General features: G+C 67.7%; 26 protein-coding genes. 7 read left to right on the top strand and 19 right to left on the bottom strand.

Features of this window, described 5'->3' with window-relative positions; all coding sequences use genetic code 11:
- Nucleotides 1-37: 37 nt before the first annotated feature.
- The 3 genes from G0D83_RS01800 to G0D83_RS01790 form a co-directional block, all read right to left on the bottom strand.
- A complete protein-coding gene (locus G0D83_RS01800) occupies nt 38-256 on the bottom strand; it encodes a DUF1127 domain-containing protein (protein ID WP_108966531.1) in 219 nt (72 codons plus the stop codon).
- Nucleotides 257-701: 445 nt separating this feature from the next.
- Nucleotides 702-2,441 carry an urease subunit alpha gene (gene ureC / locus G0D83_RS01795; RefSeq protein WP_108966533.1) on the bottom strand — a complete coding sequence of 580 codons (1,740 nt, stop codon included), beginning with the start codon at nt 2,439-2,441 and terminating at the stop codon, nt 702-704.
- A 20-nt stretch (nt 2,442-2,461) separates the two neighbouring features.
- Nucleotides 2,462-2,848: a lysozyme inhibitor LprI family protein gene (locus G0D83_RS01790; protein WP_235940394.1), complete on the bottom strand. Its 387-nt coding sequence runs from the start codon at nt 2,846-2,848 to the stop codon at nt 2,462-2,464.
- Nucleotides 2,849-2,918: 70 nt separating this feature from the next.
- Between G0D83_RS01790 and G0D83_RS01785 the strand changes: the two genes are divergently transcribed.
- The gene (locus G0D83_RS01785; RefSeq protein WP_164188971.1) at nt 2,919-3,761 is read left to right on the top strand and encodes a c-type cytochrome; all 843 of its coding nucleotides are present in this window, start codon (nt 2,919-2,921) and stop codon (nt 3,759-3,761) included.
- Nucleotides 3,762-3,854: 93 nt separating this feature from the next.
- Here G0D83_RS01785 and G0D83_RS01780 read toward each other — a convergent pair whose 3' ends face one another.
- The 15 genes from G0D83_RS01780 to G0D83_RS01715 all read right to left on the bottom strand — a co-directional run bounded on the left by G0D83_RS01780 (nt 3,855) and on the right by G0D83_RS01715 (nt 18,030).
- Nucleotides 3,855-4,067, bottom strand: a complete 213-nt coding sequence (locus G0D83_RS01780; RefSeq protein WP_108966538.1) for a hypothetical protein — start codon at nt 4,065-4,067, stop codon at nt 3,855-3,857.
- Nucleotides 4,068-4,094: 27 nt separating this feature from the next.
- Nucleotides 4,095-4,424 (bottom strand): antifreeze protein, encoded by a 330-nt coding sequence (locus G0D83_RS01775; RefSeq protein WP_164188969.1) that lies wholly within the window; start codon nt 4,422-4,424, stop codon nt 4,095-4,097.
- 32 nt (nt 4,425-4,456) lie between these two features.
- Complete coding sequence (locus G0D83_RS01770) at nt 4,457-4,762, bottom strand: urease subunit beta (RefSeq protein WP_164188967.1); 306 nt, start codon at nt 4,760-4,762, stop codon at nt 4,457-4,459.
- Nucleotides 4,759-4,926 (bottom strand): hypothetical protein, encoded by a 168-nt coding sequence (locus G0D83_RS31805; protein WP_203595175.1) that lies wholly within the window; start codon nt 4,924-4,926, stop codon nt 4,759-4,761. Before G0D83_RS31805 ends, G0D83_RS01770 begins: the two co-directional genes overlap by 4 nt.
- A 59-nt stretch (nt 4,927-4,985) precedes the next feature.
- Nucleotides 4,986-5,288 (bottom strand): urease subunit gamma, encoded by a 303-nt coding sequence (locus G0D83_RS01765; RefSeq protein WP_164188965.1) that lies wholly within the window; start codon nt 5,286-5,288, stop codon nt 4,986-4,988.
- Nucleotides 5,289-5,290: 2 nt separating this feature from the next.
- Nucleotides 5,291-6,118 carry an urease accessory protein UreD gene (locus G0D83_RS01760; RefSeq protein ID WP_164188963.1) on the bottom strand — a complete coding sequence of 276 codons (828 nt, stop codon included), beginning with the start codon at nt 6,116-6,118 and terminating at the stop codon, nt 5,291-5,293.
- A 180-nt stretch (nt 6,119-6,298) separates the two neighbouring features.
- On the bottom strand, nt 6,299-6,811 hold the full coding sequence (gene tsaA / locus G0D83_RS01755) for a tRNA (N6-threonylcarbamoyladenosine(37)-N6)-methyltransferase TrmO (protein ID WP_164188961.1): 513 nt from the start codon (nt 6,809-6,811) through the stop codon (nt 6,299-6,301).
- A 51-nt stretch (nt 6,812-6,862) separates the two neighbouring features.
- A complete protein-coding gene (locus tag G0D83_RS01750; protein ID WP_164188959.1) occupies nt 6,863-7,483 on the bottom strand; it encodes a 2-dehydro-3-deoxy-6-phosphogalactonate aldolase in 621 nt (206 codons plus the stop codon).
- Nucleotides 7,480-8,373, bottom strand: coding sequence for a 2-dehydro-3-deoxygalactonokinase (locus tag G0D83_RS01745; RefSeq protein WP_164188957.1), 894 nt, complete (start codon nt 8,371-8,373; stop codon nt 7,480-7,482). Before G0D83_RS01745 ends, G0D83_RS01750 begins: the two co-directional genes overlap by 4 nt.
- Nucleotides 8,374-8,524: 151 nt before the next feature.
- Entirely contained in the window at nt 8,525-9,286 is a 762-nt protein-coding gene (locus tag G0D83_RS01740; RefSeq protein WP_108966554.1) for a sulfite exporter TauE/SafE family protein, read from the bottom strand.
- Between the two features lie 134 nt (nt 9,287-9,420).
- A complete protein-coding gene (locus G0D83_RS01735; protein ID WP_164188955.1) occupies nt 9,421-10,410 on the bottom strand; it encodes a hypothetical protein in 990 nt (329 codons plus the stop codon).
- A gap of 97 nt (nt 10,411-10,507) precedes the next feature.
- Nucleotides 10,508-11,386 (bottom strand): transglutaminase family protein, encoded by an 879-nt coding sequence (locus G0D83_RS01730; RefSeq protein WP_164188952.1) that lies wholly within the window; start codon nt 11,384-11,386, stop codon nt 10,508-10,510.
- Nucleotides 11,387-11,400: 14 nt separating this feature from the next.
- Entirely contained in the window at nt 11,401-13,803 is a 2,403-nt protein-coding gene (locus G0D83_RS01725) for a circularly permuted type 2 ATP-grasp protein (protein ID WP_370457129.1), read from the bottom strand.
- Nucleotides 13,804-13,810: 7 nt separating this feature from the next.
- Nucleotides 13,811-17,224 (bottom strand): DUF2126 domain-containing protein, encoded by a 3,414-nt coding sequence (locus G0D83_RS01720; protein ID WP_164188950.1) that lies wholly within the window; start codon nt 17,222-17,224, stop codon nt 13,811-13,813.
- Between the two features lie 131 nt (nt 17,225-17,355).
- On the bottom strand, nt 17,356-18,030 hold the full coding sequence (locus tag G0D83_RS01715) for an SDR family oxidoreductase (RefSeq protein WP_164188948.1): 675 nt from the start codon (nt 18,028-18,030) through the stop codon (nt 17,356-17,358).
- Nucleotides 18,031-18,241: 211 nt separating this feature from the next.
- Between G0D83_RS01715 and G0D83_RS01710 the strand changes: the two genes are divergently transcribed.
- From G0D83_RS01710 to ribD, 4 genes are all read left to right on the top strand, one after another.
- Nucleotides 18,242-18,493: a hypothetical protein gene (locus G0D83_RS01710; RefSeq protein WP_164188946.1), complete on the top strand. Its 252-nt coding sequence runs from the start codon at nt 18,242-18,244 to the stop codon at nt 18,491-18,493.
- Between the two features lie 101 nt (nt 18,494-18,594).
- Entirely contained in the window at nt 18,595-19,014 is a 420-nt protein-coding gene (locus G0D83_RS01705; RefSeq protein WP_108966567.1) for a secondary thiamine-phosphate synthase enzyme YjbQ, read from the top strand.
- A 175-nt stretch (nt 19,015-19,189) separates the two neighbouring features.
- The gene (gene nrdR, locus G0D83_RS01700) at nt 19,190-19,657 is read left to right on the top strand and encodes a transcriptional regulator NrdR (protein WP_108966569.1); all 468 of its coding nucleotides are present in this window, start codon (nt 19,190-19,192) and stop codon (nt 19,655-19,657) included.
- 31 nt (nt 19,658-19,688) lie between these two features.
- Nucleotides 19,689-20,777, top strand: coding sequence for a bifunctional diaminohydroxyphosphoribosylaminopyrimidine deaminase/5-amino-6-(5-phosphoribosylamino)uracil reductase RibD (ribD, locus tag G0D83_RS01695; protein ID WP_370457127.1), 1,089 nt, complete (start codon nt 19,689-19,691; stop codon nt 20,775-20,777).
- A 66-nt stretch (nt 20,778-20,843) separates the two neighbouring features.
- Here ribD and G0D83_RS01690 read toward each other — a convergent pair whose 3' ends face one another.
- On the bottom strand, nt 20,844-22,280 hold the full coding sequence (locus tag G0D83_RS01690; RefSeq protein ID WP_164188945.1) for a Glu/Leu/Phe/Val dehydrogenase: 1,437 nt from the start codon (nt 22,278-22,280) through the stop codon (nt 20,844-20,846).
- 354 nt (nt 22,281-22,634) lie between these two features.
- On the opposite strand from G0D83_RS01690, the gene G0D83_RS01685 reads away from it, so the two are divergent.
- A complete protein-coding gene (locus G0D83_RS01685; RefSeq protein WP_164188943.1) occupies nt 22,635-24,068 on the top strand; it encodes a TadE/TadG family type IV pilus assembly protein in 1,434 nt (477 codons plus the stop codon).
- A complete protein-coding gene (locus tag G0D83_RS01680) occupies nt 24,065-24,601 on the top strand; it encodes a TadE/TadG family type IV pilus assembly protein (protein ID WP_164188941.1) in 537 nt (178 codons plus the stop codon). The genes G0D83_RS01685 and G0D83_RS01680 overlap by 4 nt, the downstream gene beginning before the upstream one ends.
- The last annotated feature ends 1 nt before the right edge of the window (nt 24,602 follow it).

The raw sequence follows: 24,602 nt of genomic DNA, 5'->3' as shown, positions 1-24,602 counted from the left end.
GTGCCGAGTTCTGCGGCGCTTGCGCGCCCCAAGGAACTCAGAGGTAGAAGACGTCCTGGAAGACGTGACGCGCGATGTCTTCGCGACGGATGCCACGCTCGGCCAGTTGCTCGTCGGAAAGACGCTGCAGGGCTTCGATCTTGCGCAGGCGCGGGTTTGCTTCACCCAGTGCAACGAGGCCGTTGCCGATTGCGGCGAAGAAGCGCGAGAAGAACGGTGCCTGTTCAGTGCGTGCGGATGCAGTCAGAAATGCCATTTGGAAACCTATCCTAGCGTTTGAGTTCGTTGCGTTCGGTTTTGGTTTCCTCCCTTGACAGCCAAGATAGGTCAGGCACCCGGGAACAACAAATGCTGCATGTGCATAGCCGGCCCCCCAGCCATGCAAAGATCACAGATAATTTTATTACTCACGCCGCCCTAGGAGGGATGCAAAATTATTTGACGCATAAATGGGCGGCGTTTTGCGAACAATTGCCGTAAAAAACTCTGCAAGACGCGTCATTTAGCCGAGGGCAGCCATGCGCAGGCGGGGAGGCTGCCGAATTTTCGGGCGCATCCGGCAAGCTTGGATCCGGGGCGCGATCTGCGCATTTTGCACGGCTCGACCCGGATTCGGCCCCCTTGAGACTCACCGTCTGGGAACAGAGACGCCGGCCCGTGGCAACGGGCCGGCGTCATGAGCTCCGCTGCGGTGGCGGGCGTCAGTAGAGGAAGTAGCGCTGCGCCATCGGCAGCTCCTTGGCGGGCTCGCAAGTCAGCAGCTCGCCGTTGGCGCGCACCTCGTAGGTCTCGGGGTTCACCTCGACATGCGGCAGCGCGTCGTTGAGGATCAGGTCCTTCTTGCCGATGCCGCGGGTGTTCTTCACCGCCAGCGTCTGCTTGGCGATGCCGAGCTTGTCACGCAAACCGTCGGCCTGTGCCGCCTCCGATACGAAGATCACCGCCGAATTCTCGACCGAGCGGCCATAGGCGCCCCACATCGGGCGGGTGTAGACCGGCTGCGGCGTCGGGATCGAGGCATTGGGATCGCCCATCTGCGCGCAGACGATGGTGCCGCCCATCAGCACCATCTCGGGCTTCACGCCAAAGAAGGCCGGATTCCAGAGCACCAGATCGGCGCGCTTACCTTCCTCGATCGAGCCGATGTGCTGGCTGATGCCATGCGCGATCGCCGGGTTGATCGTGTACTTGGCGATGTAGCGGCGGACGCGGAAGTTGTCGTTGTCGCCCTGTTCCTCGGCCAGCTTGCCGCGCTGCTTCTTCATCTTGTCGGCGGTCTGCCAGGTGCGGATGATCACCTCGCCGACGCGGCCCATGGCCTGGCTGTCCGAAGCGATGATCGAGAAGGCCCCCATGTCGTGCAGGATGTCCTCGGCGGCGATGGTTTCGCGGCGGATGCGGCTCTCGGCAAAGGCCACGTCCTCGGGGATCGACTTGTCGAGGTGATGGCAGACCATCAGCATGTCGAGGTGTTCCTCGAGCGTGTTGACCGTGTAAGGCCGGGTCGGGTTCGTGGATGACGGAAGCACGAACTCCTCGCCGCAGATCTTGATGATGTCCGGCGCGTGACCGCCCCCTGCCCCTTCGGTGTGGAAGGCGTGGATGGTGCGGCCCTTCATCGCCGCGACGGTGTTCTCGACGAAGCCCGATTCATTGAGCGTGTCGGTGTGGATCATCACCTGCACATCCCAGTCGTCGGCCACCGACAGGCAGGTGTCTATGGCCGCCGGGGTGGTGCCCCAATCCTCGTGCAGCTTGAGGCAGCAGGCACCGCCCCTGATCTGCTCTTCCAGCGCCGCGGGCAGCGAGGCGTTGCCCTTGCCGGCGAAGGCCAGGTTCATCGGGAAGGCGTCGGCGGCCTGCATCATCCGGCCAAGGTGCCACGGCCCCGGGGTGCAGGTCGTCGCCAGCGTGCCGTGCGCAGGGCCGGTGCCGCCGCCAAGCATCGTGGTCAGGCCCGAATGCAGGGCGTCCTCGATCTGCTGCGGGCAGATAAAGTGGATGTGGCTGTCCATGCCGCCTGCGGTGAGGATACGCCCCTCGCCCGCGATCACCTCCGTGCCGGGACCCGCGATGATGTTCACACCCGGCTGGGTGTCGGGGTTGCCCGCCTTGCCGATCTTGGCGATGCGCCCGTCCTTCAGGCCCACGTCCGCCTTGTAGATGCCGGTATGGTCAACGATCAGCGCATTGGTGATCACCGTGTCCACGGCGCCCTGCGCGCGGGTGTACTGCGACTGGCCCATGCCGTCGCGGATCACCTTGCCGCCGCCGAATTTCACCTCTTCGCCGTAGAGCGCGCGCGTGCCCCCGCCGGCAAGCGAGGCGGTGAGATCGCGCTCGACCTCAATGATGAGGTCGGTGTCTGCAAGCCGCACCTTGTCCCCGGTGGTGGGACCGAACATGGCGGCATAGTCGCGGCGGGAAATCGTTGCGGGCATTCGGGTCGTCCTCGGGTTGGTCAATTCGGCAAGAGCGCGCGCAGATCTTCGCTGCGGCGCCGGGTGAGTCTCGTCTTGCAGTCGGTCCCGATCTGCGGCTGGATCGTACCGCCTGCGTAAGGGGCCGCCTCGGCGGAACAGGCCGCGTCTCGGAAGGGGATCCAGGCCCGCTGCGCCTCGCGGACATAGCCCATGACCTCCTTGGACACGGCAGCTTTCACCTGCGCGTAGACCGCGTTCAGCTCGGCGTCGGCGGCCTCGTATTCCTGCGCTGCGCAGGCGCGCATCTCGACGGTGGTTACAGCGTCGGCGCATTCGGCGCGGGCCGGCTCGGCCGAAGTCAGCGCAAGCAGCGATATCCCTGCAAGGGCGGCAATGCGAATTCGCTTTGTAAGACTAGGGGACAAGAGTAACCTTCCGGGCAAGCAGGCAAAGTTCATTTTTCCTCCCAGCCAGTTCATCAGCAAGGAGATTGGAATGTCCAGGTCGACGATTGCGGGACTTTCGCTGCTGGCGCTCGGCGCCGGGGCTGCTGCCGCGGAGGGCGATGTCGCCCGCGGCGAATATCTGGTCAGGGGTCCGGCGGGCTGCGGCAATTGCCACACGCCTTTCGGCGAGGCGGGGTTCGACATGAGCAAGGAGCTCGGCGGGCGCCTCGTGGAAGACAACCCCATGTTCACCGCCTATGCCCCCAATATCACCCCGGCCGGCGCGGTCGCGGATTGGACCGACGCAGAGCTGGCCCGCGCCATCCGCGAGGGCATCCTGCCCGACGGTTCGGTGATCGGCCCGCCCATGCCCATCGCCATGTACCGCGGTCTTGGCGATGACGATCTGGCTTCGATCGTCGCCTTCCTGCGGACGCTCCCGGCTGTCGACAACGAAGTCCCGGACTCGGTCTACAACATCCCCCTGCCCCCGGCCTACGGCCCGCCGGTCGAGAGCATCACCCCGCCCGCGCGCGGCGTGTCGGCGGACTACGGCCAATACCTCGCCACCGCCGTCAGCCATTGCATGGAGTGCCATTCGCCGATGAGCGACAAGGGCCCGATGACCGATCCCGAGCACCTCGGTCAGGGCGGATTCGAATTCCACGGCCCCTGGGGCAGCGTCACCGCGCCCAATCTCACCAGCTCCGAGGACGGGCTGGCGGGCTACAGCGACGACGATCTGAAGAAGATGATCACCACTGGCACGCGGCCCGACGGCTCGGCGATGATGCCGCCCATGCCCTATGGCTATTTCGCGCATATGACCGAGGGCGATCTCGATGCCGTCGTGCTCTACCTGCGTAGCCTGCCGCCGCTGCCCGACGCCTGAGAGATACGCACCCCGGCGTGCCAGTCGCTGGCGCGCCGGGGCCGGCCTGACCAAAGAGGAATATGCGTGGCTCGCTGCGTGCAAGGCGGGCCCTCACTTCACCCGCGCCGGGCCGCAGATGCCCATCGTTGCCAGGGGCGCCGGGCGCACGAAGGGCAGCACGGTCGCCTTGGCGGTCGGCATTGCAGCCCCCCGCCTGCGGACATGGCCAAGGTAAACCTCGGTCCATTGCGCCTGGACCGCGAGCATCTGGCTCGCGCCGCGCAGCATAAGCGCCGCCCAGTCGAAGGGTGTCAGGTAGACCATCGCCGCTCCTCCCTGCCCTGACCGCGCCTACCAGCCCGAGCGCTGACCGGGGCGGAACTGCGGCCCGCGCCGGCTCAGCCGCTTGCGGTTGCGGCGGGCTTTCACTTCCAGCGGTCGGGAAAACGCGTTGATCACCACCGGCGCGGGCGCGCCGCGCATCATCGCCGCGCTCGCTTGCGACCAAGCCTGGATGAAGGCCGGACCCTTCTCGGCGGTCATCCGGTAGACCTCGGTCGAGGGAACCGACCACATGCCGGCGAACCCCAGCATCCGGTAGGTCATCACGCTCTGCGCCTCGGCGCCGAGGAACCCCAGCCGCATCATGCTGCCGGTCAGTGCCGTAAATGCTTCGAACATGCTTGCCGTCCCTATCGCTGGAAGAGGAGACCTCAGAGTGCCCCCATGACCTTCTGGTTGAAGCCGTAGATCTTGCGCTCTCCCGAGAACGGGATGAGCTGAACCTCGCGACGCTGGCCGGGCTCGAAGCGAACGGCGGTGCCCGCCGCGATGTCGAGCCGAAGGCCGCGCGCCGCATCGCGGTCGAAGTCGAGCGCCGGGTTGGTCTCGGCGAAATGGTAGTGCGACCCCACTTGCACCGGGCGGTCGCCGGTGTTGGCGACCATCAGGGTGATCGCCTCGCGGTCATCGTTGAGCACAAGCTCACCGGCGGCGGGAAGGATCTCGCCCGGGATCATTTGCGACCACCGCCAAACATGCGCCAGCCGGCGCAGGCCGCCACGGCCAGCACCGCCACGGCGGTCAACCACGTCTCGGCGCCATGCGGGTGCAGGTGCGCGCCGGAATGCGCGAGCGCCGGGGTTGCGAGCGGCAGGGCAAGGATCGGAAGGAGGTATTTCATTTTGTCACCTGTGGTCTTCAAAGTGCCTCGTGGCCCCGGAGGTTCCCGAGAACCCGGCTTTACCGAATGGGATTGTGCACGGTCACCAGCTTGGTGCCGTCCGGGAAGGTCGCCTCGACCTGCACTTCGTGCACCATCTCGGGGATGCCTTCCATGCATTGCTCGGCGGTGATGACCTGCGCGCCGGCCTCCATCATCTCGGCGACGGAGCGGCCGTCGCGGGCGCCTTCGACCACCGCGTCGGTGATCAGCGCCACGGCCTCTGGGTAGTTCAGCTTCACGCCGCGCGCGAGGCGCTTGCGGGCCACCTCGGCGGCGAGCGCCACCAGAAGCTTGTCCTTTTCGCGGGGAGTCAGTTGCATGGTCAGATCATCCAGGGTCTTGGGAGTTCGGCGCCCGAAAGCCGCCGCAGTATGGGGCAAAGGTGGCGGCGCAGCTCGAAGCCGTCAATGGCGAGCAGGCGCAGCACGAGAAGGTCGGGATCAAGCGCCGAAACGCCGCCGGTTTCGGGCAGCATCCCGCGCAGCGGCGCGACCTGTGCCGCCGCGCCGGGCGCTGCGAGAACGACGGTGGCCATGGCCCGCGCGCCCTCGGCGATGGCCGGATCGGCAAGGCAGGCGGCAGCGTCGCCGTTGAGGCGAAGCCGGTCGGACCAGACGAGCCGTCCGGCGCGCGCGATATCGATGCGGTCCGCATGGCGCAGGTCGGTGACGCTCTCGCCCATGGCCGCGCGGCCGAAGATCAGCGGCTCGCAGAGCAGCAGACGCGCGTCCCCGGCCATCTCGACCGAAAGCCGCCGGTCGAGGGCCGCGCCGTCGAAGAGGATTGTCTCCTGCGGCAGCCAGTCGAGCCTTGAGCCCTCTTCGAGGGTCAACTGCGTGTCGACGCGCCCGATCTCGCCGGGCAGCGCGCGGTAGACGCGCTCGGCGGCCTGCGTGGTGATCGCCAGATGCGCGCCCTCGCGGGCGGTGGCCGTGATGTCAAAGGCGTCGCCCCCGGTCACCCCGCCCGAGCTGTTGAGATAGACCGCCTGCAGCGCGTCCAATGCGCGCGGGAAGAGCAGCTTGGAGCTACCTGACATGTGCAGATCCCCGATGACGCTGGCGGCCCCGCGACGCCGCGCGGCAAGCCGGGCGCGTCCGCGGGCACGCTGCGCGGCGATCTTCCCCGGCGGGGCAGAAGGCGCGCTCATCTGGGGATTATCATAGGGAATGGACGTGTCCTCCGCTTGCCTCGCGGACCCTCTGTCATCGCGGCAAGCGCGACAAGGAGTGGTGCGCCGCAAGGCCGGACCTCCCCCAGACCGCGCAGGCCATACGCACAGAAACGCGGCGAAAATCGCGTGATTGCGTAAGGATTGGGCGTTATTGAATCAACCATTCTTCGGCCGTTCGCGGTGCTCGCACCGGTCCGGCTTGAGGTCCAGAAGCGGGGTCCCGTCGACGCAATCGAGCCCTTGGACCACCAGCACCGCGCCCTCGCGCCGGACCAGCCGGACCGAAGAAATGCCGATCGGATTGGGTCGCACCGGGGAGCGCAGCGCAAAGGTGCCACGGGTGGTGTTGCCATGGGGTGTCTGGGTCAGAAGGTCCCGCCGCGCACGGTCGAGCCAGTAGAGCACCTGGATGCGCTCTGCCCGCTCGATGCCCTCGAGAGCGGGCTCCCATTGCGGGTCGAGTTCGATGCGGCACTCGGGGCCGTCGAGATCGCCCTGCCGCGGGCAATCGCGCCGGCTGGCAAAGGGCGTGCGGATTCGGCCGATGAAGCGAAGCTCTGCGTCCCGCGCTGGCGGCAGCTCGAGCGCGGTCTCGCCGGGGCGGATCGCATCGTCGCTGGTCTGCCCGGTCTTATCGACCCCGGTCTGATCGTCCCTGGTCTGGCTCATGGCGCGCGTCCTGTCCCTGCCCCTTTGGCAGACAAGCTAGCGCGGCCGTGCTCAGCCCGCCAGTTCCGCCTCCTGCGCCGTGTCATAGGCAGCAACCACCTCGCGCGCCCGGGCGGCCACCTCGTCGAGGCTGCGGCCCGGCTTGTAGAGCCAGGTGCCGATGCCGAAGCCGGTGACGCCCGCCGCCAGCCATTCGCCCATGTTCCCGGCGCTGACGCCGCCCACCGCATAGGTTGCCGTGGCCTCGGGAAGCACCGCCTTCATTGCCTTCACCCCTTCGGGGCCGACCAGCGAGGCGGGGAAGAACTTCAGCCCGTCGGCGCCGGTGCGCAGCGCGGTGAAAGCCTCGGTCGGGGTCAGCACCCCGGGATAGCTGAGCATACCAGCCTTCTTGGTGGCCATGATCACCCGCTGGTTCATGTCGGGCGAGACCACCATGCGCGCGCCGATCTGCTGCAGGCGCAGCACCTCCTCGGGGGCAAGCACCGTGCCCGCACCGATGATCGCGTCGGTGCCGAAGCCCTGCACCATCTTGGCGATGGAGTCGAAGGGGCGCGGCGAGTTCAGCGGCACCTCGATCTTGGTGATCCCGGCGCCGATCAGCGCCTCGGTGACGGCCGGGGCCTCCTCGGGGGTGAGGCCGCGCAGGATGGCGATGATCTCGCGGGTCATTCGGTCTTCTCCGTCTTGCGGGCTGCCTTCAGCCCCTCCAGCGTCATGCGTTCGGCGTCAGCGATGACCACCGGCACCACCAGCGTCTCGAGCGCGCTGCGGTAGTGCGCCACCAGCTTCGAGGCGCCCAGAAGGGCGACGCTCTGGCCGAGCCAGTAGGGTTTCGCCGCCGAGAGCTCCATGCCGATGAGCAGGCCCGAGAGCCGCGCCGTGGCCTTTTCGGGCGGCAGCCCGTGCAGCAGCCCCTCTGCGCGCAGGGTGAAGAGCTCGGCGGCAAAAGCCGCGGGGCGGCCCATGGCCTGATCCACGCCCTCGGCGAAGCTCGCCTCGTCCCAGCCGCCGCCAAGCCCGTGCCGCAGCACCGACTTCTGGCTCAGCAGCTCGAAGATCTCGCCAGTCATGAAACTGCGGAAGGAGACAATCTCGCCCGCGCTCACATGCACCCACTTGCTGTGCGTGCCGGGCAGGCAGATCACCCCATCGAACCGCGGGTTGAGCGCAAGGAAGCCCGCGACCTGCGTCTCCTCGCCGCGCATCACGTCGGCGGGACGGTCCTGCGCAACGCCGGGCAGAATGCACACGTTCAGGCGCGGATCGCGCGTCGGCACGGTGATCGCCTCGGCGACGCCGGGCGGGGCGCAGGGGGTCTTGACGTAGGGCGCCTCGGCCCAGCCCTGCCGTGCCCCGGCCATGCCGCAGATGATCACCGGAGTTTCCGTGTCGAGATCGGACAGCAGCCCCAGCAGGGTCGGCTCGAAGTCCTCGGGGGAAAGGCGGCCCATTCCGGCGTCGCTCTCGGCGCGGTCGAGCACCGTGCCATCCGCCGCCATGCGCCAAAGGCGCAGGTTCGACGTGCCCCAGTCCACCGCGATCCAGTCAGCTTTGGCCATGCGCCCTCCGTGAATTGCAGCCTTGGTGTTAGCGCCCGGCCCTGCGGCGTGCAAGCGCGGGAGCCCGCAGAACCTGGCGACCCGCATGCTGCGGGGATCCGCGGCTGCCCCTCCGGGCCATGTCCGCCCGGGGGAAACCGCGGCAGCGCGCCTAGAGCCAGCCCCAGGCGCGGGCGACCTCCCACAGGAGGCGCAGGCTGAGCAGCCCCAGCGCTGCGCGCACCACCCCGAAGAAGAGCCGCTCGGGAAGCCACCGCACCAGCCGCTGGCCGGACCAGGCGCCAAAAAGCGCCACGGGCGCGAGCAGCGCCACCCGCTGCAGGCTGTCCCAGGTCACCTGCCCGGCGACGATATACGGCGGCAGCTTCATCCAGTTGATGCAGGCGAAGACAATGGCCTGGGTGCCCACGTAGGTCATCTTGGGCATCATCTGCGGCAGGGTATAGGCTTGGAACGGCGGACCGCCGGCATGGGAGATATAGCTGGTGAAACCCGAAAGCGCGCCCCAGAAGAGCCCGCGCGGGACATCGGCGGGCCGGGCAGCGTGGTCCCGCACCAGCCATTTGCGCAGCGTGTCGCCAAGGTAGTAAAGCCCGACCAGCGCGACGATCAGCTTGCCGATCTCGGGCGGCACCCGCGAGATGCACAGGAAGGCCAGCAGGATGCCGACTGCGGCAGCGGGGATCAGGATCTTCAGGTTGCGGCGCGAGAAATTGCGGCGGAACAGCCAGATCGCGTAGACGTCCGACAGGATGTACATCGGCAAGAGCAGCCCGGCGGCCGCGGCGGGAGAGATGAAGAGCGTCAGCATGGGCACGCCGAGCATGGCGATCACCGGCATGCCGCCCTTGGAGGCGCCGACGCAGAAGGTCGCCAGCGCCGCCGCAATCCAGAACCCGCTTCCATCTTCCATGACGCACCCTCTCTTGCCGTGCCCCCTTCTGGAGAAAGGCGGAGGGAGGGAAAAGCGGAAACCGCCGTGGCAGCCGCAGATGCAGACAGGCGCGGCGGCGGCGGGCGACAAACCGGGCGGACCGCCCGCATGCGTCAGGCGGCGCGGCTGTGGTTTCGGCTGAGCAGGGGCACGGTGAGCTCGAGGTCCTCCTGCAGGGGCCGGTTCGGAGGCAGCCCCGCAACCTCGAGCTCGGCATGGTAGGCCTGCACCGCCTCGCGCGAGCTCACGCCCTCGCGCACAACGCGGCGCATGGCGCGCATCATCAGCACGGGATCCTCGCACTGAAAGTCCAGCCGGCTGAAGCTGGCGGTGCGCGCGCCGTAGCGCTCGCCCTGCGCCAGCCGCTCGAGGCAGTCGCGGGTGGTGCCCTCCTTGCAGCCGGTGAGGCCGACGATCACCCGCGTGGGGTCCCAGTTGGCCAGTTCCTCCATCAGGCGGGGGCCGTGGTAGCCGACCTCGACGAAGAGTGGCCGCTCCTTGCTGGCGACGCCGGCGAGGCTGCGGGTCAGCACGTCGTTGAGATATGCGCCATATTCCTCGGGGCCGGTGTCGACGGGGATGGGCGGATCGGCGACCCGCAGGAAGTGGCGCAGCCCCACCGAGGCGGCGATCTGGCGAAACTCGGCATAGGCGCGCAGCGTGGCGTGGTCGATGTCGATGTCGTTGTAGAAACTGAGCGCGTAGAGGCCGAGGTTCGCCACCGGGCGCACGTTTTCCAGCCGCGAGCTGCGGAAGGGCACGGCGGGGACCTGCGCGTAGCGCCCGCCGCGCACCAGCCAGATGTCGGTATTGTCGGTCAGGCGTACGGCCGGTGTGACGTTGGAGCGGGCATAGATCCCCTCCTCGCTGAAGATCTCGGCGTTGGCCAGGGAACTGAGCACGATGTCGGCCAGATCGCTTTCTATGACCCGGCGCATGTCAGCGCGGTAGGCCGGGGCGTTGCGCAGCCGGCCGTTTTCGTCCCGCCCGGCGGCGGAACAGCCGCGCACAAGGTCCGCATCCTTGCAGAAGGTCAGGATGAAATCGCGCGGCCCGTACCGCCCCTGCGCGATCTTCGCCAGTTTCTCATCGATCCGCCGCATCGCCTGCCCCCTTGGCGCCCCTCGCGGCAGCATGCGCCAAAGAGGTTGCGCAATCGTCAATGGCGGCGCGGGCCCGGGCTGGGTCTCGGCGGGGGGCTCAGACGGGCACCATGTCCACAAAATGCGTCGTCACATGGCTGCCCTCGGACCGCAGCGAGCCGCGCGTCGGGGCCACGTCGGAATAATCGCGCCCGTAGGCGACGGTGACGTGATCGGCACCGGCGAACATGTCGTTGGTGGGATCGATCTCGACCCAGCCCAGCTCGACCCCGCACCAGGCGCGGACCCAGGCATGCATGGCATCGGCGCCCTCGAGGCGCGGCTGACCCTCGGGCGGCAGGGTCCGCAGGAAGCCCGAGACATAGCCCGCAGGGATGCCGAGGCTGCGCAGCGCGGTGATCATCACGTGGGAGATGTCCTGGCAGACGCCGCGGCGGGCGCGAAAGGCCTCGATCGCGGCGGTGGTGACCTCGGTGGCCTCGGGGTCGAAGGTGAACTCGCTGTGGAGCTGGTGGCTGATCGCCTCGATTGCCGCGCGCACCGACAGGGCGGAGCTCAGCGTGCCCCGCGCGAAGGCGGCGATCTCGGGCGCGGCGGGCAGCCGCGGCGAGGCGCCAAGGAAGTGATGCGGGCTTTCAGGCCCGATGCTGCGCACCCCCGCAAGCTCCTGCGCCAACGCGCCGAGCCCGCCGGAGAGGTCGAGCCCGTCCACCGGCCGCGCCTTGCGCACCCGGCCCGAGAAGGCGAAGGCGATCTCGCTCAGCGGCATATCATGGGCCATCTCGCAGGTCGGATTGCCGAAGAAATCCTTTCCATCACGTCGCCAGCTCGGAGCGGGATCGGCGGTCACCGCCCCTGAGAGCAGCTGCTGCCCCTGCAGGGCGCGCGGCAGGATGCGCAGCAAGGTGCGGCTGGCCCCGGCGGGATGGGCGTATTCATAGGTGATCCGCAGCGAGATGTCGTAGAGCTGGGACATGGGCGGCTCCGGGGTCAGCTCAGGTAATGCGCGGTCAGCGCGTGGGAGATCGCCGCGAGGTCGGCGCGGAAGCCGCGCAGGCGGGCCGGGGTGATCTCTTCGGGGGCGGCCACGGCGAGCGCGGTGCGCAACAGCAGGATGCGCCGCCCGGCCTCGGGCAGGCCGCTGCTGCCCGCCGGGCGCAGCCGCGCCTCCTCGGCCATCAGCACGTCGAGCTGGAAGAGCAGCGAGCGTGGGTTGCCCGCGTCGAGCGCCAAGAGATCGATCACCGTCTCGCGCGAGGTTTCCACCGAGTAGCGGCGGCGGTGGGTCATGGCGCTGTCGCCGACCTCGACCGCCAGATCAAGCCCGCCCGTCGGGGTGGCCCTGTCGGTGAAGGCGGCAAGGAAGGCGGCCATCTGGTCGGCGCGCTCCAGCGCCCGCCCCAAGGTGAGGAAGCGCCAGCCGAGGAAGCGGAACATGTTCTCGTGCACGAGGCCCGAGAAGCCGGCGATGCGGCGCAGCAGCAGGCTCATCGCGCGGGCGGCGTCGTCGCCGGGATGGCAGCCCTCGGCGACCTCGTGGGCGGTGGTGGCAAGGTCCGAAAGCGCGTTCCAGCCGTCCGTGGAGAAACGGTCGCGCACCTTGGCCGCGCAACCGCGCGAGACGTCGAAGAGCTGCAGCAGCCCCGGCGGCACCGGCTCCTCGGACGGATCGAGACCGTAGCCCGCCAGGAACCGCGCGAGGCTCTCCAACAGCGGAAGCGCGTCGGGGCCGTAGTCCTCGAGCCGCAGGTGGTAGGCGCGGATCTGCCGCACGCCGTTCTCGGCCCGCTCGACGTAGCGCCCGAGCCAATAGAGGTTGTCCGCCGCCCGCGCCGGCAGCAGACCCGGCTGGCGGCGCAGGAACGGCCCCGTGTCGCGCGGGGCGAGCGTCTCGCGGGCGACAGGCGCGTCCGAGGTGATCCAGACATCGGCCACCGAGCCGCCCGCCTGCATCGCCAGCGCGGTGGGATCGCCCGTGCGCCCGATGCGCGCGTAGCCGCCGGGCATCACCGTCCAGCCCTGCGGCGTGCGGGCGGCAAAGACACGCACCACCATCGGGCGCGGCAGAAGCTGGTCGCCGACCATGGCGGGGGTGGTCGAAAGGGTCACCGCCTCCTGCCCCACCAGCGTCTCGCCCTCGCGCTCCAGCCAGTCCGAGACCGAGCCATGCACGCCGCCACGGAACCGCCCGCCGAGCGCGGTGCCCGCGTCGATGTCGAAGGGCAGCTTGGTCGATTGCGCCGGGCCGATCAGCATGCGGTGCAGGTTGTCGCGCACATAGGCACGCTCCGAGGGCTGGCCGCACCACCAGGTGGCGATGTTGGGCAGCTTCAGGGGCTCGCCGGTCAGCGCCTCGCAGATGCGCGGCAGGAAGGCCATGAGCGCCCGCGATTCCAGCGCCCCGGACCCGAGGCAGTTGACCATGGTGATCGCCCCGGCGCGCAGTGCCGAGACCATGCCGGGCGTGCCGAGGGCCGAGCTTTCGTCAAGTTCCAGCGGATCGGCAAAGCGCGAGTCGAGCCGCCGCCAGAGCACCGAGACCGGCTGGTCCCCGGCCACGGTACGCACCTTGAGCTGGCCGCTCCGCACCGCCAGATCCTCGCATTCCAGCAGCATGAAGCCGAGGTAGCGGGCGATATAGGCGTGCTCGTAGTAGGTGTCGGTGTGCTGGCCCGGGGTGAGGATCGCGACCCGGCTGCGGTCGTCGGCGCGCAGGCCGATCAGCGCGTCGCGGAAGCTGCGGAAGAAGCCCGCCAGCCGCTCGACGTTGGCCTTGGGGAAGAGGTCGTGGAACACCCGGCCGGTGGCCATCCGGTTCTCCAGCGCGAAACCCGACCCGGAGGGGGCCTGCGTGCGGTCGCCCAGCACCAACCACGAGCCGTCTGGCGAGCGACCGATTTCGAAGGCCAGGAAATGCAGGAAATGCCCCGAGCGTGGCTGCACGCCGACGATGGGGCGCAGCCACTCGGGGTTGCGCGCCACCAGGTCGGCAGGCAGGTACCCCTGCTTCACCAGATTGCCCGGCCCGTAGAGATCGGCCATCACCCGCTCGAGCAGTTCGGCGCGCTGCACGATGCCTTCCGAGAGCGTCGCCCATTCGCGGCCCGAGATCACCACCGGCACATGGCTCAGCGGCCAGCTGCGCTCGGTCGAGCCCTCGCCGGTGTGCTGGCGGAAGTAGACGCCGGTGTCGTGCAGGTACTGGTCGCCCCGGGCAAAGGCGCGGGCGCGGGCCTCGGTGCTCTGCGCGGCGAGGTGGCGGATCAGCGGCTGCCAGACGGGGCGGAGACGGCCATCGGAGCGCAAGAGCTCGTCGGCCACGCCCGGCGGGGGGCTGTAGCCTTGGAGGAACTTGGCCACCGTCTCCGGCGGCGGGCGTTTTGTGTCCGCCACCACGGCATCAGATCCCCGGCAGGCGGCGCAGGTCGAGCGTCATCGGGAACTCCGGATGCGGTGTCTCGGGCGCGGGCCAATAGCTGCCCGGGGTGTGCCCGAGTTTCTCGAAACGGGCAAGCCGGCGCGCGTCTGCCTCGTTGGTATTGACCGGGAAGGTGTCGTAGTTGCGCCCACCCGGATGCGCCACATGATAGCGGCAGCCGCCCAGCGCGCGACCCGTCCAGGTGTCGAAGATGTCGAAGGTCAGCGGCGCGTTCACCGGCAGCGTCGGGTGCAGCGCCTCGGCGGGCTGCCACGCCTTGAAGCGCACGCCGCCGACCCTGACGCCTGAAGCGCCGGTCTCGGCCATCGGCACGGCTCGACCGTTGCAGGCGACGATATAGCGCCCCGGCTCGGTGGCGGTGAGCTGCACCTGCATGCGTTCGACCGAGCTGTCGGTGTAGCGCACGGTACCGCCGATGGCGCCGCGCTCGCCCAGCACGTGCCAGGGCTCGAGCGCCTGTCGCAGCTCGAGATGGACGCCGTCGTACTCGACCTCCCCGGCGAAGGGGAAGCGGAACTCGCGCTGCGCCTCGTACCACTCGGGGCGGAAGGCGAAACCGTGATCGCCAAGGTCGCGCAGCACGTCGAGGAAATCCTGCCAGACGAAATGCGGCAGCATGAAGCGGTCGTGCAGCGTGGTGCCCCAGCGCGTGGGCTTGCCCTGGATCGGGGCCTTCCAGAAGCGCGCCAGCAGCGCCCGGATCAGCACCTGCTGGGCAAGGCTCATCTTGGCGTCGGGCGGCATCTCGAAGCCGCGGAACTCGACAAGGCCAAGCCGCCCGGTCGGCCCGTCGGGCGAGTAAAGCTTGTCGATGCAGATCTCGGCCCGGTGGGTGTTGCCGGTGACGTCGATCAGCATGTTGCGCAAGAGCCGGTCGGTGAGCCAGGGCAGCGGCGGCTCGCCCTGCCCCGGCGCCGGGAAATGCGCCAGCGCGATCTCCAGCTCGTAGAGGCTGTCGTGCCGTGCCTCGTCGATCCTTGGGGCCTGCGACGTCGGGCCGATGAAGAGCCCCGAGAAGAGATAGCTCAGCGAGGGATGCCGCAGCCAGTGCAGGATCATCGAGCGCATGAGGTCGGGGCGGCGCAGGAAGGGCGAGTCGTTCGGCGTCTCGCCGCCCACCACCACGTGGTTGCCGCCCCCGGTGCCGGTGTGCTTGCCGTCGATCATGAACTTGTCTGCCCCGAGGCGGCATTGGCGGGCTTCCTCGTAGACGCCATTGGTGATCGCCTTGCAGTCCTCCCAGCTGTGCGCCGGGTGGACGTTGACCTCGATCACCCCGGGATCGGGGGCGACGCGGATGACGTTGAGCCGGGCGTCATGCGGCGGGGTGTAGCCCTCGATATGGATCGGCAGGCCCAACTCCTCGGCGGTGGTCTCGGCGGCGGCGAGCAGGTCGAGATAATCCTCCAGCGCTTCCACCGGGGGCATGAAGAGGCAGAGCCGCCCATCGCGCGGCTCGATGGCAATGGCGGTGCGCACCGCGCCCCCTGCCGGATCGACGCCCTGCTCCATTATGCGCTGCCGCCGCCCGACGTCGCGCGCTGCGCTCACCGGCTGATCGTGGCCCGGGGTGACCTCGGGCAGCGACGCGGCGGCCTCGCGCTCTTCCTCGGCGATGCGCTCCAGCTCCTTCATCAGCCGCGCGCGGCGCTCCTGTTGCTGCGCGTGGAAATCCGGAAGCTCGGTCAGCGGGATGCTGGAGTCAGCGGGATAGACATAGGGATAGGCCGACGGCGGCACGAAGGGCAGCGCGCCGAGTGGCAGGCGGAAGCCCACCGGACTGTCGCCGGGGATCAGGAAGAGATGCCCGCGCCGGGTCTTCCAGTGCTCCGAGCGCCACTTCGGCCCGCTCGCCTTGGACTGCCAGCGCTGCAGTGGCAGGATGAAGCCCGCCGCCTCGTCGAGCCCGCGGGTGAACACCCGGGCGATGCGGGCGCGGGTCTCGGGATCCTTGAGCTTTGAATCCTCCGGCGTCACGTTCATCGGCAGGTCGGCTTCCTTGAGAATCCACTCGGCCGGATCCTCGTAGGCAGGATGCACGTAATCGCCGCTGAGCCCGAGGGTTTCGGCGAACCGGGTCATGAAGCTGTCGGCCTGCGCGGCGTCGGCGCCCTTGGCGGTCTCCTTCGCCACAAGGTCGGGGTTTTTCCACACCGGCTTGCCGTCGCGCCGCCAGTAGAGCGAGAAGGTCCAGCGCGGAAGCGTCTCGCCGGGGTACCACTTGCCCTGCCCGTAGTGCAGGAAGCCGCCCGGCGCGAAGCGCGTCCGCAAGCGGCGGATCAGCTGGTCGGCAAGCGCGCGCTTCTGCGGGCCGACAGCGGCGGTGTTCCACTCGGCGCTCTCGAAATCGTCGATCGACACGAAGGTGGGCTCGCCGCCCATGGTCAGCCGCATGTCCTGCGCCGCGATCTCGGCGTCGACCTTTTGCCCGAGCGCATCCAGCGCCTCCCACGCCTCGTCGGAGAAAGGCTTGGTGATGCGCGGGTGCTCCGCCACACGCGTCACCTGCATGTCGAAGTCGAAGTCGGTCTGCGTGTCCGGCGGCGCGGCATAGCCCCCGACGATGGGCGCGGCGTTGCGGTAGTGCGGCGTGGCGGCGAGCGGGATGTGGCTTTCGCCGGTCAGCAGCCCCGAGGTCGGGTCGAGCCCGATCCAGCCGGCGCCGGGGATGTAGACCTCGCACCAGGCGTGCAGGTCGGTGAAGTCGTGATCGGTGCCCGCCGGCCCGTCGAGCGAGACGAGGTCGGGCTTGAGCTGGATGAGATAGCCCGACACGAAGCGCGCCGCGAAGCCGAGGTGGCGCAGGATCTGCACCAGCAGCCACGAGGTGTCGCGGCACGAGCCCTTCGCCAAATGCAAGGTCTCCTCGGGGGTCTGCACCCCGGGCTCCATGCGGACGATATAACCGATGTCCTTCTGCAGCCGGGCGTTCAGTCCGACGAGGTAGTCGACCGTACGCGGCGCGCTCTTCTCGATCGTGTCAAGATAAGCCTGCAGCCGCGGCCCGGCCGGCTCGGGGGTGCGGTAGATCGACAGGTCCTCGGCGAAGTCCTGCGAATATTCAAAAGGAAAGGCCTCGGCGCTCTCATCCACGAAGAAATCGAACGGGTTGTAGACCGTCATGTCGGCGACCAGATCAACCTCGATCTTGAACTCGGTCACCGGTTCGGGAAAGACGAAGCGCGCCAGCCAGTTGCCATAGGGATCCTGCTGGTGATTGACGAAGTGCCCCTCGGGCGAGACCCTCAGCGAATGCGAGATCACCCGGGTGCGCGAATGCGGCGCGGGCCTCAGCCGGATGATCTGCGGCCCGAGCGACACCGGGCGGTCGTACTTGTAATGCGTCAGGTGATAGATACTTGCCGTGATCGCCATTCATCAGGTCCGGAACTGGGGGAAACCTCCCACACCTGAGCGACTTGGTCTGCGCTTGTAAAGCCCTGCGTGACCTCGCGGCATCACGCGTTGCCGCGCCGCCCGTTCCGCAGGCGGCGCGGTGTCCCGCTTCAGTTCACCGGCATAACGAAGACCTCGCGCACATTCGCGCGCGGATCGGCCTCGAGCGCGAAGATCACCGAGCGCGCAATGTCTTCGGGTTTGAGCTTGTCCGGCTTTGCCTCGTCGAAGAAGGGCGTGTCCACCATGCCCGGCGCAATTACCGTAACCCGCGCACCCCACTCGCGGAATTCTTCGGCGAGATTGCCGCCGTAGCCGTGCACGAACCACTTCGAGGCGCCGTAAAGCGAGCCCTTGATGGTCGTCCGCCCCGCCGCCGAGCCAGTCATCAGAAGATGACCGCGGTTCTTCACGAAGTAAGCAGAGGCCGCCTTGGCGGTCCAGAGCACCCCCAGAATGTTGAGCCGCACGAGGGCCTCCCATTCCTCGGGATCGCCCTTGCGGGTGCCCGACTGCGAAAGGCCCGTCCCGGCATTGGCAAAGGCGGCGTTCACATCACCGAAATGCCCGGCCAGCTTTGCCATCGCCGCCTCTTGCTCTTGCAGCGAGGTCGCATCCCCGGGCAGCGCCAGCGCGTGCGCACCAAGCTCCTTTTCCAACTCTGCGATCTTGTCTTCGGAGCGGGCGAAGAGCCCGACGTTCCAGCCGTGTTCGACCGCGGCGCGGGCGGTCTGTGCGCCGATGCCCGAGGAGGCACCGGTGATGAAGAGGGTCTTGCGATTCATGCTTAATCCTCCCGAAGGAAATTGCCGTGAAACTCGAAGCGCCGGCTTCCCGGCGCGGCTCCGCTCAAAGGTAGGGCGCCGCGTGCCGCCGCCCATGCAGCCGGGCCTCGACGTGAACCGGTCGGACCTCACGCGGCGGAAATGGAACGATTTTCGACGCACCAGCGTTTTCTTGCCGACCGTACCTGCTGACCAGTAACGGAGACTCTTGATGAAACGCCTTGCACTGCTCACTGCCGCCGCCACCTGCACCGCCGTCGCCGCCTATGCCGCGACCGAGGCGCTGAACCCTGGCGCCGCAACGGTCATCGAAATTGAGGTCGCGCCGCACGAGTTGGCACAGTGCCGCGAGACGCTGCAACAGGTCGGCTCCATGGCCGCCGTCTCAGACGACGGCACGCCCCTGCTCTTCCAGTCGTCCGAGGACCTGCCGCAGGTGCGCTGCGTCGCCACCACGGTCTGAGGCCACGGTCTGGGCCACGGTCTGGAGCGTGGGCGCTGGCACTCCCGCGCCCCGCTTGCTACGCCTTGGACTCCCAATCCGAAAGCGAGGCGCCCACGCCAATGCAGACGCTCTTCACCGTTGAGACCCGAGGCCCCGGCCTCTACGAGGTCACCCGTGACGTCAGCCGATGGGTCGGCGGGACCGGCAAAGGCGACGGTCTTCTCACGCTCTTCATCCGCCACACCTCGGCCTCGCTGCTCATTCAGGAGAATGCGGACCCGGAGGTGCGCAGCGATCTCACCGAGTTCTTCCACAGGCTGGTGCCACCCAGCAGCGATCCGTCGATGCGCTATCTCACGCACACCTACGAAGGCCCGGACGATATGCCCGCCCACATCAAGGCGGCGCTGCTGCCGGTCTCGCTCTCCATTCCTGTCACCGGTGGAAAGCTGTCGCTCGGCACCTGGCAGGGCATCTATCTTTTCGAGCACCGCAGCGCGCCGCACCGGCGCGAGATTTTGGCCCATCTCTGCGCGTGAAGGCGGGCAAGGCCGTTTTCATAGCGCTTTAGGTCCGTCCCGCAGATTTTCAACGCCCTTCATCTTGCGGGGTGATTTGACCTCTACCCAATTTCTGGGCGCTCCCCTATAGTGGCTGTGGATAAATGAGGGATAACCTCATGCCCACGTTGGAACGAAGTGATTGGGGGAAGGCATGCGCTGCCCGTTTTGTGGAAATATCGACACCCAGGTCAAGGATTCACGCCCGGCAGAGGACCATGTCTCGATCCGTCGCCGGCGTTTCTGCCCCGCCTGCGGCGGCCGGTTCACCACCTACGAGCGGGTCCAGTTGCGCGACCTCGTGGTGATCAAGACCAGCGGCAGGCGCGAGGATTTCGACCGTGACAAGCTCGAGCGCTCGATCCGCATCGCGCTGCAGAAACGCCCGATCGATCCGGAACGCGTGGACCAGATGATCTCGGGGATCGTGCGGCGTCTTGAAAGCCTCGGCGAGACCGACATACAGTCGAAGCAGATCGGCGAAATCGTCATGGAGACGCTCGCCCGGATCGACACGGTGGCCTACGTGCGCTTTGCGAGCGTTTACAAGAACTTCCAGGCGGCCGACGATTTCGACAAGTTCGTGAGCGAGCTGCGCCCGGGCACCCACACCGAGAAGTGAGCCCGCACCGGCAAAAAGGGAGCATGTCCGCGTGACCGACGATGCCCGCCACATGGCCCACGCCCTGCGCCTTGGGCGCCGGGGCATGGGCAAGTGCTGGCCGAACCCCGCCGTCGGCTGCGTGCTGGTCAATGACGGCCGGATTGTCGGCCGCGGCTGGACCCAGCCCGGCGGCCGCCCGCATGCCGAGGCCGTGGCGCTGGCCGATGCCGGCCCGCGCGCCCGTGGCGCCACCGCCTATGTCACACTCGAGCCCTGCGCCCACACTGGCAAGACCCCGCCCTGCGCAACGGCGCTGATCAAGGCGGGCGTCGCGCGGGTGGTGGCCCCCATCGCCGACAGCGATCCGCGCGTCTCGGGCCAGGGCTTCGAGATGCTGCGCAAGGCGGGCATCGAGGTGGCCACCGGCGTGCTTGCCGAAGAGGCGACGCACGACCACGCGGGTTTTTTCCTGAAGACCGAGGAGGGCCGCCCCTGGGTGACGCTGAAGCTGGCGAGCAGCTTCGACGGGCGCATCGCCACAGCCACCGGCGAGAGCCAATGGATCACCGGCCCCGAGGCGCGCCGCACCGTGCACGGGCTGCGCGCGGCGCATGACGCGGTGATGGTCGGCGCGGGCACCGCGCGCGCAGATGATCCCGAACTCACCGTGCGCGGCTGGGGCGAGGTGCACCAGCCGATACGGGTGATCGCCTCGCGGCTGATCGACGTGCCGCTGATGAGCCGGCTCGCCTCGACCGCGCGCGAGGTGCCGGTGTGGATCGTGCATGGCTCCGACGCCGCCGCCGAGACCCGCCGGGCCTGGAAGAGCTGCGGCGCGACCCTGATCCAGAGCCGCGTCACCGCGGGGCGCCTCGATCCCGGGGCGCTGCTCTCGGCACTTGGCGCGCAGGGGTTGACGCGGGTGTTCTGCGAGGGCGGCGGTCAGCTCGCCGCCTCCTTGCTCGCCGCCGATCTCGTCGACGAGCTGGTCGGCTTCACCGCCGGCCTTGCGCTCGGCGCCGAGGGGCGGCCCGGCGTCGGCGCCATGGGGGTCGACACCCTGAGCGAGGCGCCGCGCTTCCGGCTGGTGGAGACCCGCGCGCTTGGCAACGACGTGATGCACCGCTGGCTGCGCTAGGCGCGGCCCGGGTGCGGCCCAGGCATGGCAAGGGGCGCGGCAGCGCCACGCCCCTCCCCCGGCAGATCAAAGGCCCTTGGCCTTGTAGCTCTTGGCCACCCGGTCGATCGCGACGATGAACCCGGCGGTGCGCAGGTCGGTGACGTCGTCGCGCCCGTGCCAGATCTCGCGCATCGACTGGTAGGCGGTGCGCATCGTGTCATCGAGCCCAGACCGCACCAGCTCCAGCTCGTCCGCGCCGCGCAGGTAACGCGCCTTGAACGCCGGATCGAGGGTCCAGGCGTCACCCATGGCGATGTCGAGCCGTTCGAGCTCGTCCACCACCAACTGGTGCCGCGACTCTTCCTGGCGCCGCTGCATCCGCCCGAAGCGGATGTGGCTGAGGTTCTTCACCCATTCGAAGTACGACACGGTGACGCCCCCGGCGTTCGCGAACAGATCGGGGATGACCACCGTGCCACGGCTGCGCAGGATGTCGTCGGCGCCCGCGGTGATCGGCCCGTTTGCGGCCTCGATGATCAGGTTGGCCTGAACCCTGTGGACATTGGTGAGGTTGATCACCCCCTCGAGCGCGGCAGGAATGAGAATGTCGCAGTCCTCGGTCAGCACCGCGCCGCCATCGCGGGTGTGGATGGCGTCGGGGTAATCAACCAACCCGCCGTGGCTGGTCATCCAATCCTTCACCGCTTCGACATCGAGCCCCTTGGGATCGTAGAGCGCGCCGTCACGCTCGATGATCCCGGTGATGATCGCCCCATCCTCTTCGGACAGGAAACGCGCGGCGTGATAGCCCACGTTGCCAAGACCCTGCACGATCACCCGCTTTCCCGCGAGCCCGCCCGAAAGCGCGGCCTTGGCCACGTCCTCGGGGTGGCGGAAGAACTCGCGCAGGGCGTATTGCACGCCGCGCCCCGTCGCCTCGACCCGCCCGGAAATGCCGCCGGCGTTGAGCGGCTTGCCGGTCACGCAGGCGCGCGCGTTGATGTCGGTGGTGTTCATCCGTGCATATTGATCGGCGATCCAGGCCATCTCGCGCTCGCCGGTGCCCATGTCGGGCGCGGGCACGTTCTGGCTGGGATGGATCAGGTCGCGCTTGCACAGCTCGTAAGCGAAGCGCCGGGTGATCAGTTCGAGCTCGTGCTCCTCGTATTGCGTGGGGTCGATCCGCAGACCGCCCTTGGACCCGCCGAAAGGCGCCTCGACCAGCGCGCATTTGTAGGTCATCAGCGCGGCCAGCGCCTCGACCTCGTCCTGGTTCACCGCCGCAGCGTAGCGGATGCCCCCCTTGACCGGCTCCATGTGCTCCGAGTGCACCGAGCGGTAGCCGGTGAAGGTCTCGATCTTGCCGCGCAGGCGCACCCCGAAACGCACGGTGTAGGTCGCGTTGCAGACACGGATCTTCTCTTCCAGTCCCGGCGGCAGGTCCATCAGCGCCACGGCGCGGTTGAACATCAGATCGACGCTCTGGCGGAATGTCGGCTCGTTGGATGGTAAGACGTTCATTGGATCTCCTCCTGGCCAAACGCACGCTTGCCGGTCCGCGCCGAAGCGCGGAGTGCCGTCTGCTGCCGCGGTGCCGGACAGTCCGGAGGAGCAAGAGACGGCGGCCCTTCATTACTGACCGAAAACCTGTCGCGGCGAAACCGTTTGCTAACCGATGGGCAACGTATTGTTCTGACTCCGGAACCTGCCCCTCGAAAGCCCCCGGTATTGTCCCTGACCGCGAGCCGTAGGTCCCAATTTCGCCGTGAAATGAGCCGCATTTTAGCCATCAAGCGTTCCGATAGTTCCCCTCGTAGTGTGGTGAGTTCTGAAGGCCTTGCGTCAGCAATGGTCGAGAAAAGGGTATCTTATATCATGGAAAAGCAGACTGCTTGCTGGCGCGTATTTCGCGCCCGGAGCAGGGTTTCGCTGATGGCGCGGATGCGCGGCAGCGATGCCTTTCTCCGTGACGAAGAGGGCAGCATGTCCTACTTCGCGCTTGTGTCCTCGTTAGTGATGATAGCGTTTGGCGGAATTGGTGTGGACATGGTGTTCACCGAGCTCAATCGCACCAAGGTACAGAACACGTTGGACCGCGCGGTGCTTGCCGCCGCGGACCTCGATCAAATTCTCGACCCCGAGGACGTCGTTGCCGACTACATGGCAAAGATGGGCCTTGGCGATGCGCTGGTCTCCTCCGATGTGGACGAGGGCCTCAATTACCGGATCGTCACTGCCGACGGCTTCGTCGAGGCGCCCTCGAACTTCATCGGCCTGCTCGGCATCGACACGACCACGGCCTCGGGACACGCCCAGGCCACGGAACGGTTCAACAAGGTCGAGGTTTCGCTGGTCGTCGATATTTCCGGCTCGATGGTCAACAACAACAAGATGGAAAACCTCAAGGCCGCCGCGAGCGACTTCGTCGACACCCTGCTGTCGGACGGAAGCGACGATCTGGTCTCGATCTCGCTGGTGCCCTATTCCGAGCAGGTCAACGCTGGCCCCGAGATCCTGAGCTACTTGCCGGTGAACTGGAAGCACGGTTTCTCGCATTGCCTCGAGATGCCCAATTCGGTCTTCGGCTCGACCGAGCTCGACACCTCGATCCGCTATGACCAGATGCAGCATTTCCAGTGGAACTACGACGGCAGGAACACGCTGACCGACACGGTCTGCCCGCGCTACGACTACGAGCGGATCACCCCGTTCAGCCAGGATGCGACGGCGCTCAAGCGGCAGATCGGAAAGCTGACGCCGCGCGCCGGCACCTCGATCTTCCTCGGGATGAAATGGGGCGCGGCGCTGCTCGATCCCTCGAGCCGCAATATCGCCAGCGGGCTGATTGCCGATGGCGAGGTGGACTCGGTCTTCGAGGGTCGTCCGGTGGACTACGGCGACGAGGACGTGCTGAAGACGGTTGTCCTGATGACCGACGGGCAGCACGACAAGTCGTTCCGCATCCGCGATGCATATTACAACTCGGAATCCGAGTACGTGCAGTGGAGCAAGAACAACCTCTGGTACTGGCTGAACCGCAACGTCTACGAATGGCAGCGCGGCAACTTCTATTACCAGAAGTATGACGCCAGGACGGGCGACACGCTGCTGGACAACATCTGCACCGCCGCCAAGGACAAGGGCATCATCATCTGGTCCATCGGCTTCGAGGTCGCAGACCACGGCGCGGACGTGATGGAAAGCTGTGCCTCCTCTCCCTCGCACTTCTTCCGCGTCGAGGGGACGGAGATCAGCGAAGCCTTCTCGACCATCGCGCACACCCTCAACCAGCTGAGGTTGACCCAATGATCGGCTCCTTGAAATCCGCCCTGCGGCGTTTCGGCCGTGACGAGAACGGCTCGGCAGTCATCCCCTTCGCGCTTTGGACGCCGGTCTTCGTCGGCCTGCTCATCGCCAGCGTCGAATCGGGCTTTGCCACCATGCGCCAGACCGCGCTGGACCGCGCGCTCGACGAGACGGTGCGCGAGGTCAAGCTCGGGACCGGCACGCTCTACACGGCCGACTCGCTCAAGGAGATGATCTGCGACCGCGCGCCCATCCTCGGAAGCTGCGTCGAGACCTTGCAGCTCGAAATGGTCGGCCTCGACATGCGCAACTGGGTGGCGCCCGCGGCCTCGCCGGATTGCGTTGACACCAACCTGACGGTCACGCCGATGCGCAGCTTCGTCCACGGCGGTCAGCATGAGACCATGCTGCTGCGCGCCTGCTTCAAATACCGCCCGATCTCGCCCGGCGGAGCGCTGGCCTCGTCGATGTACAAGGACGACGAGGGCTACACCGCGTTGGTGGCCACCTCGGCCTTCGTCCACGAACCGCTGTGAG

The sequence above is a fragment of the Salipiger sp. PrR003 genome, assembly GCF_010500785.1.
GTDB lineage: Bacteria > Pseudomonadota > Alphaproteobacteria > Rhodobacterales > Rhodobacteraceae > Salipiger > Salipiger pacificus_A.
Note: the sequence above shows the minus strand (reverse complement) of the source record. Positions and strands in the feature narration are given on the sequence as shown.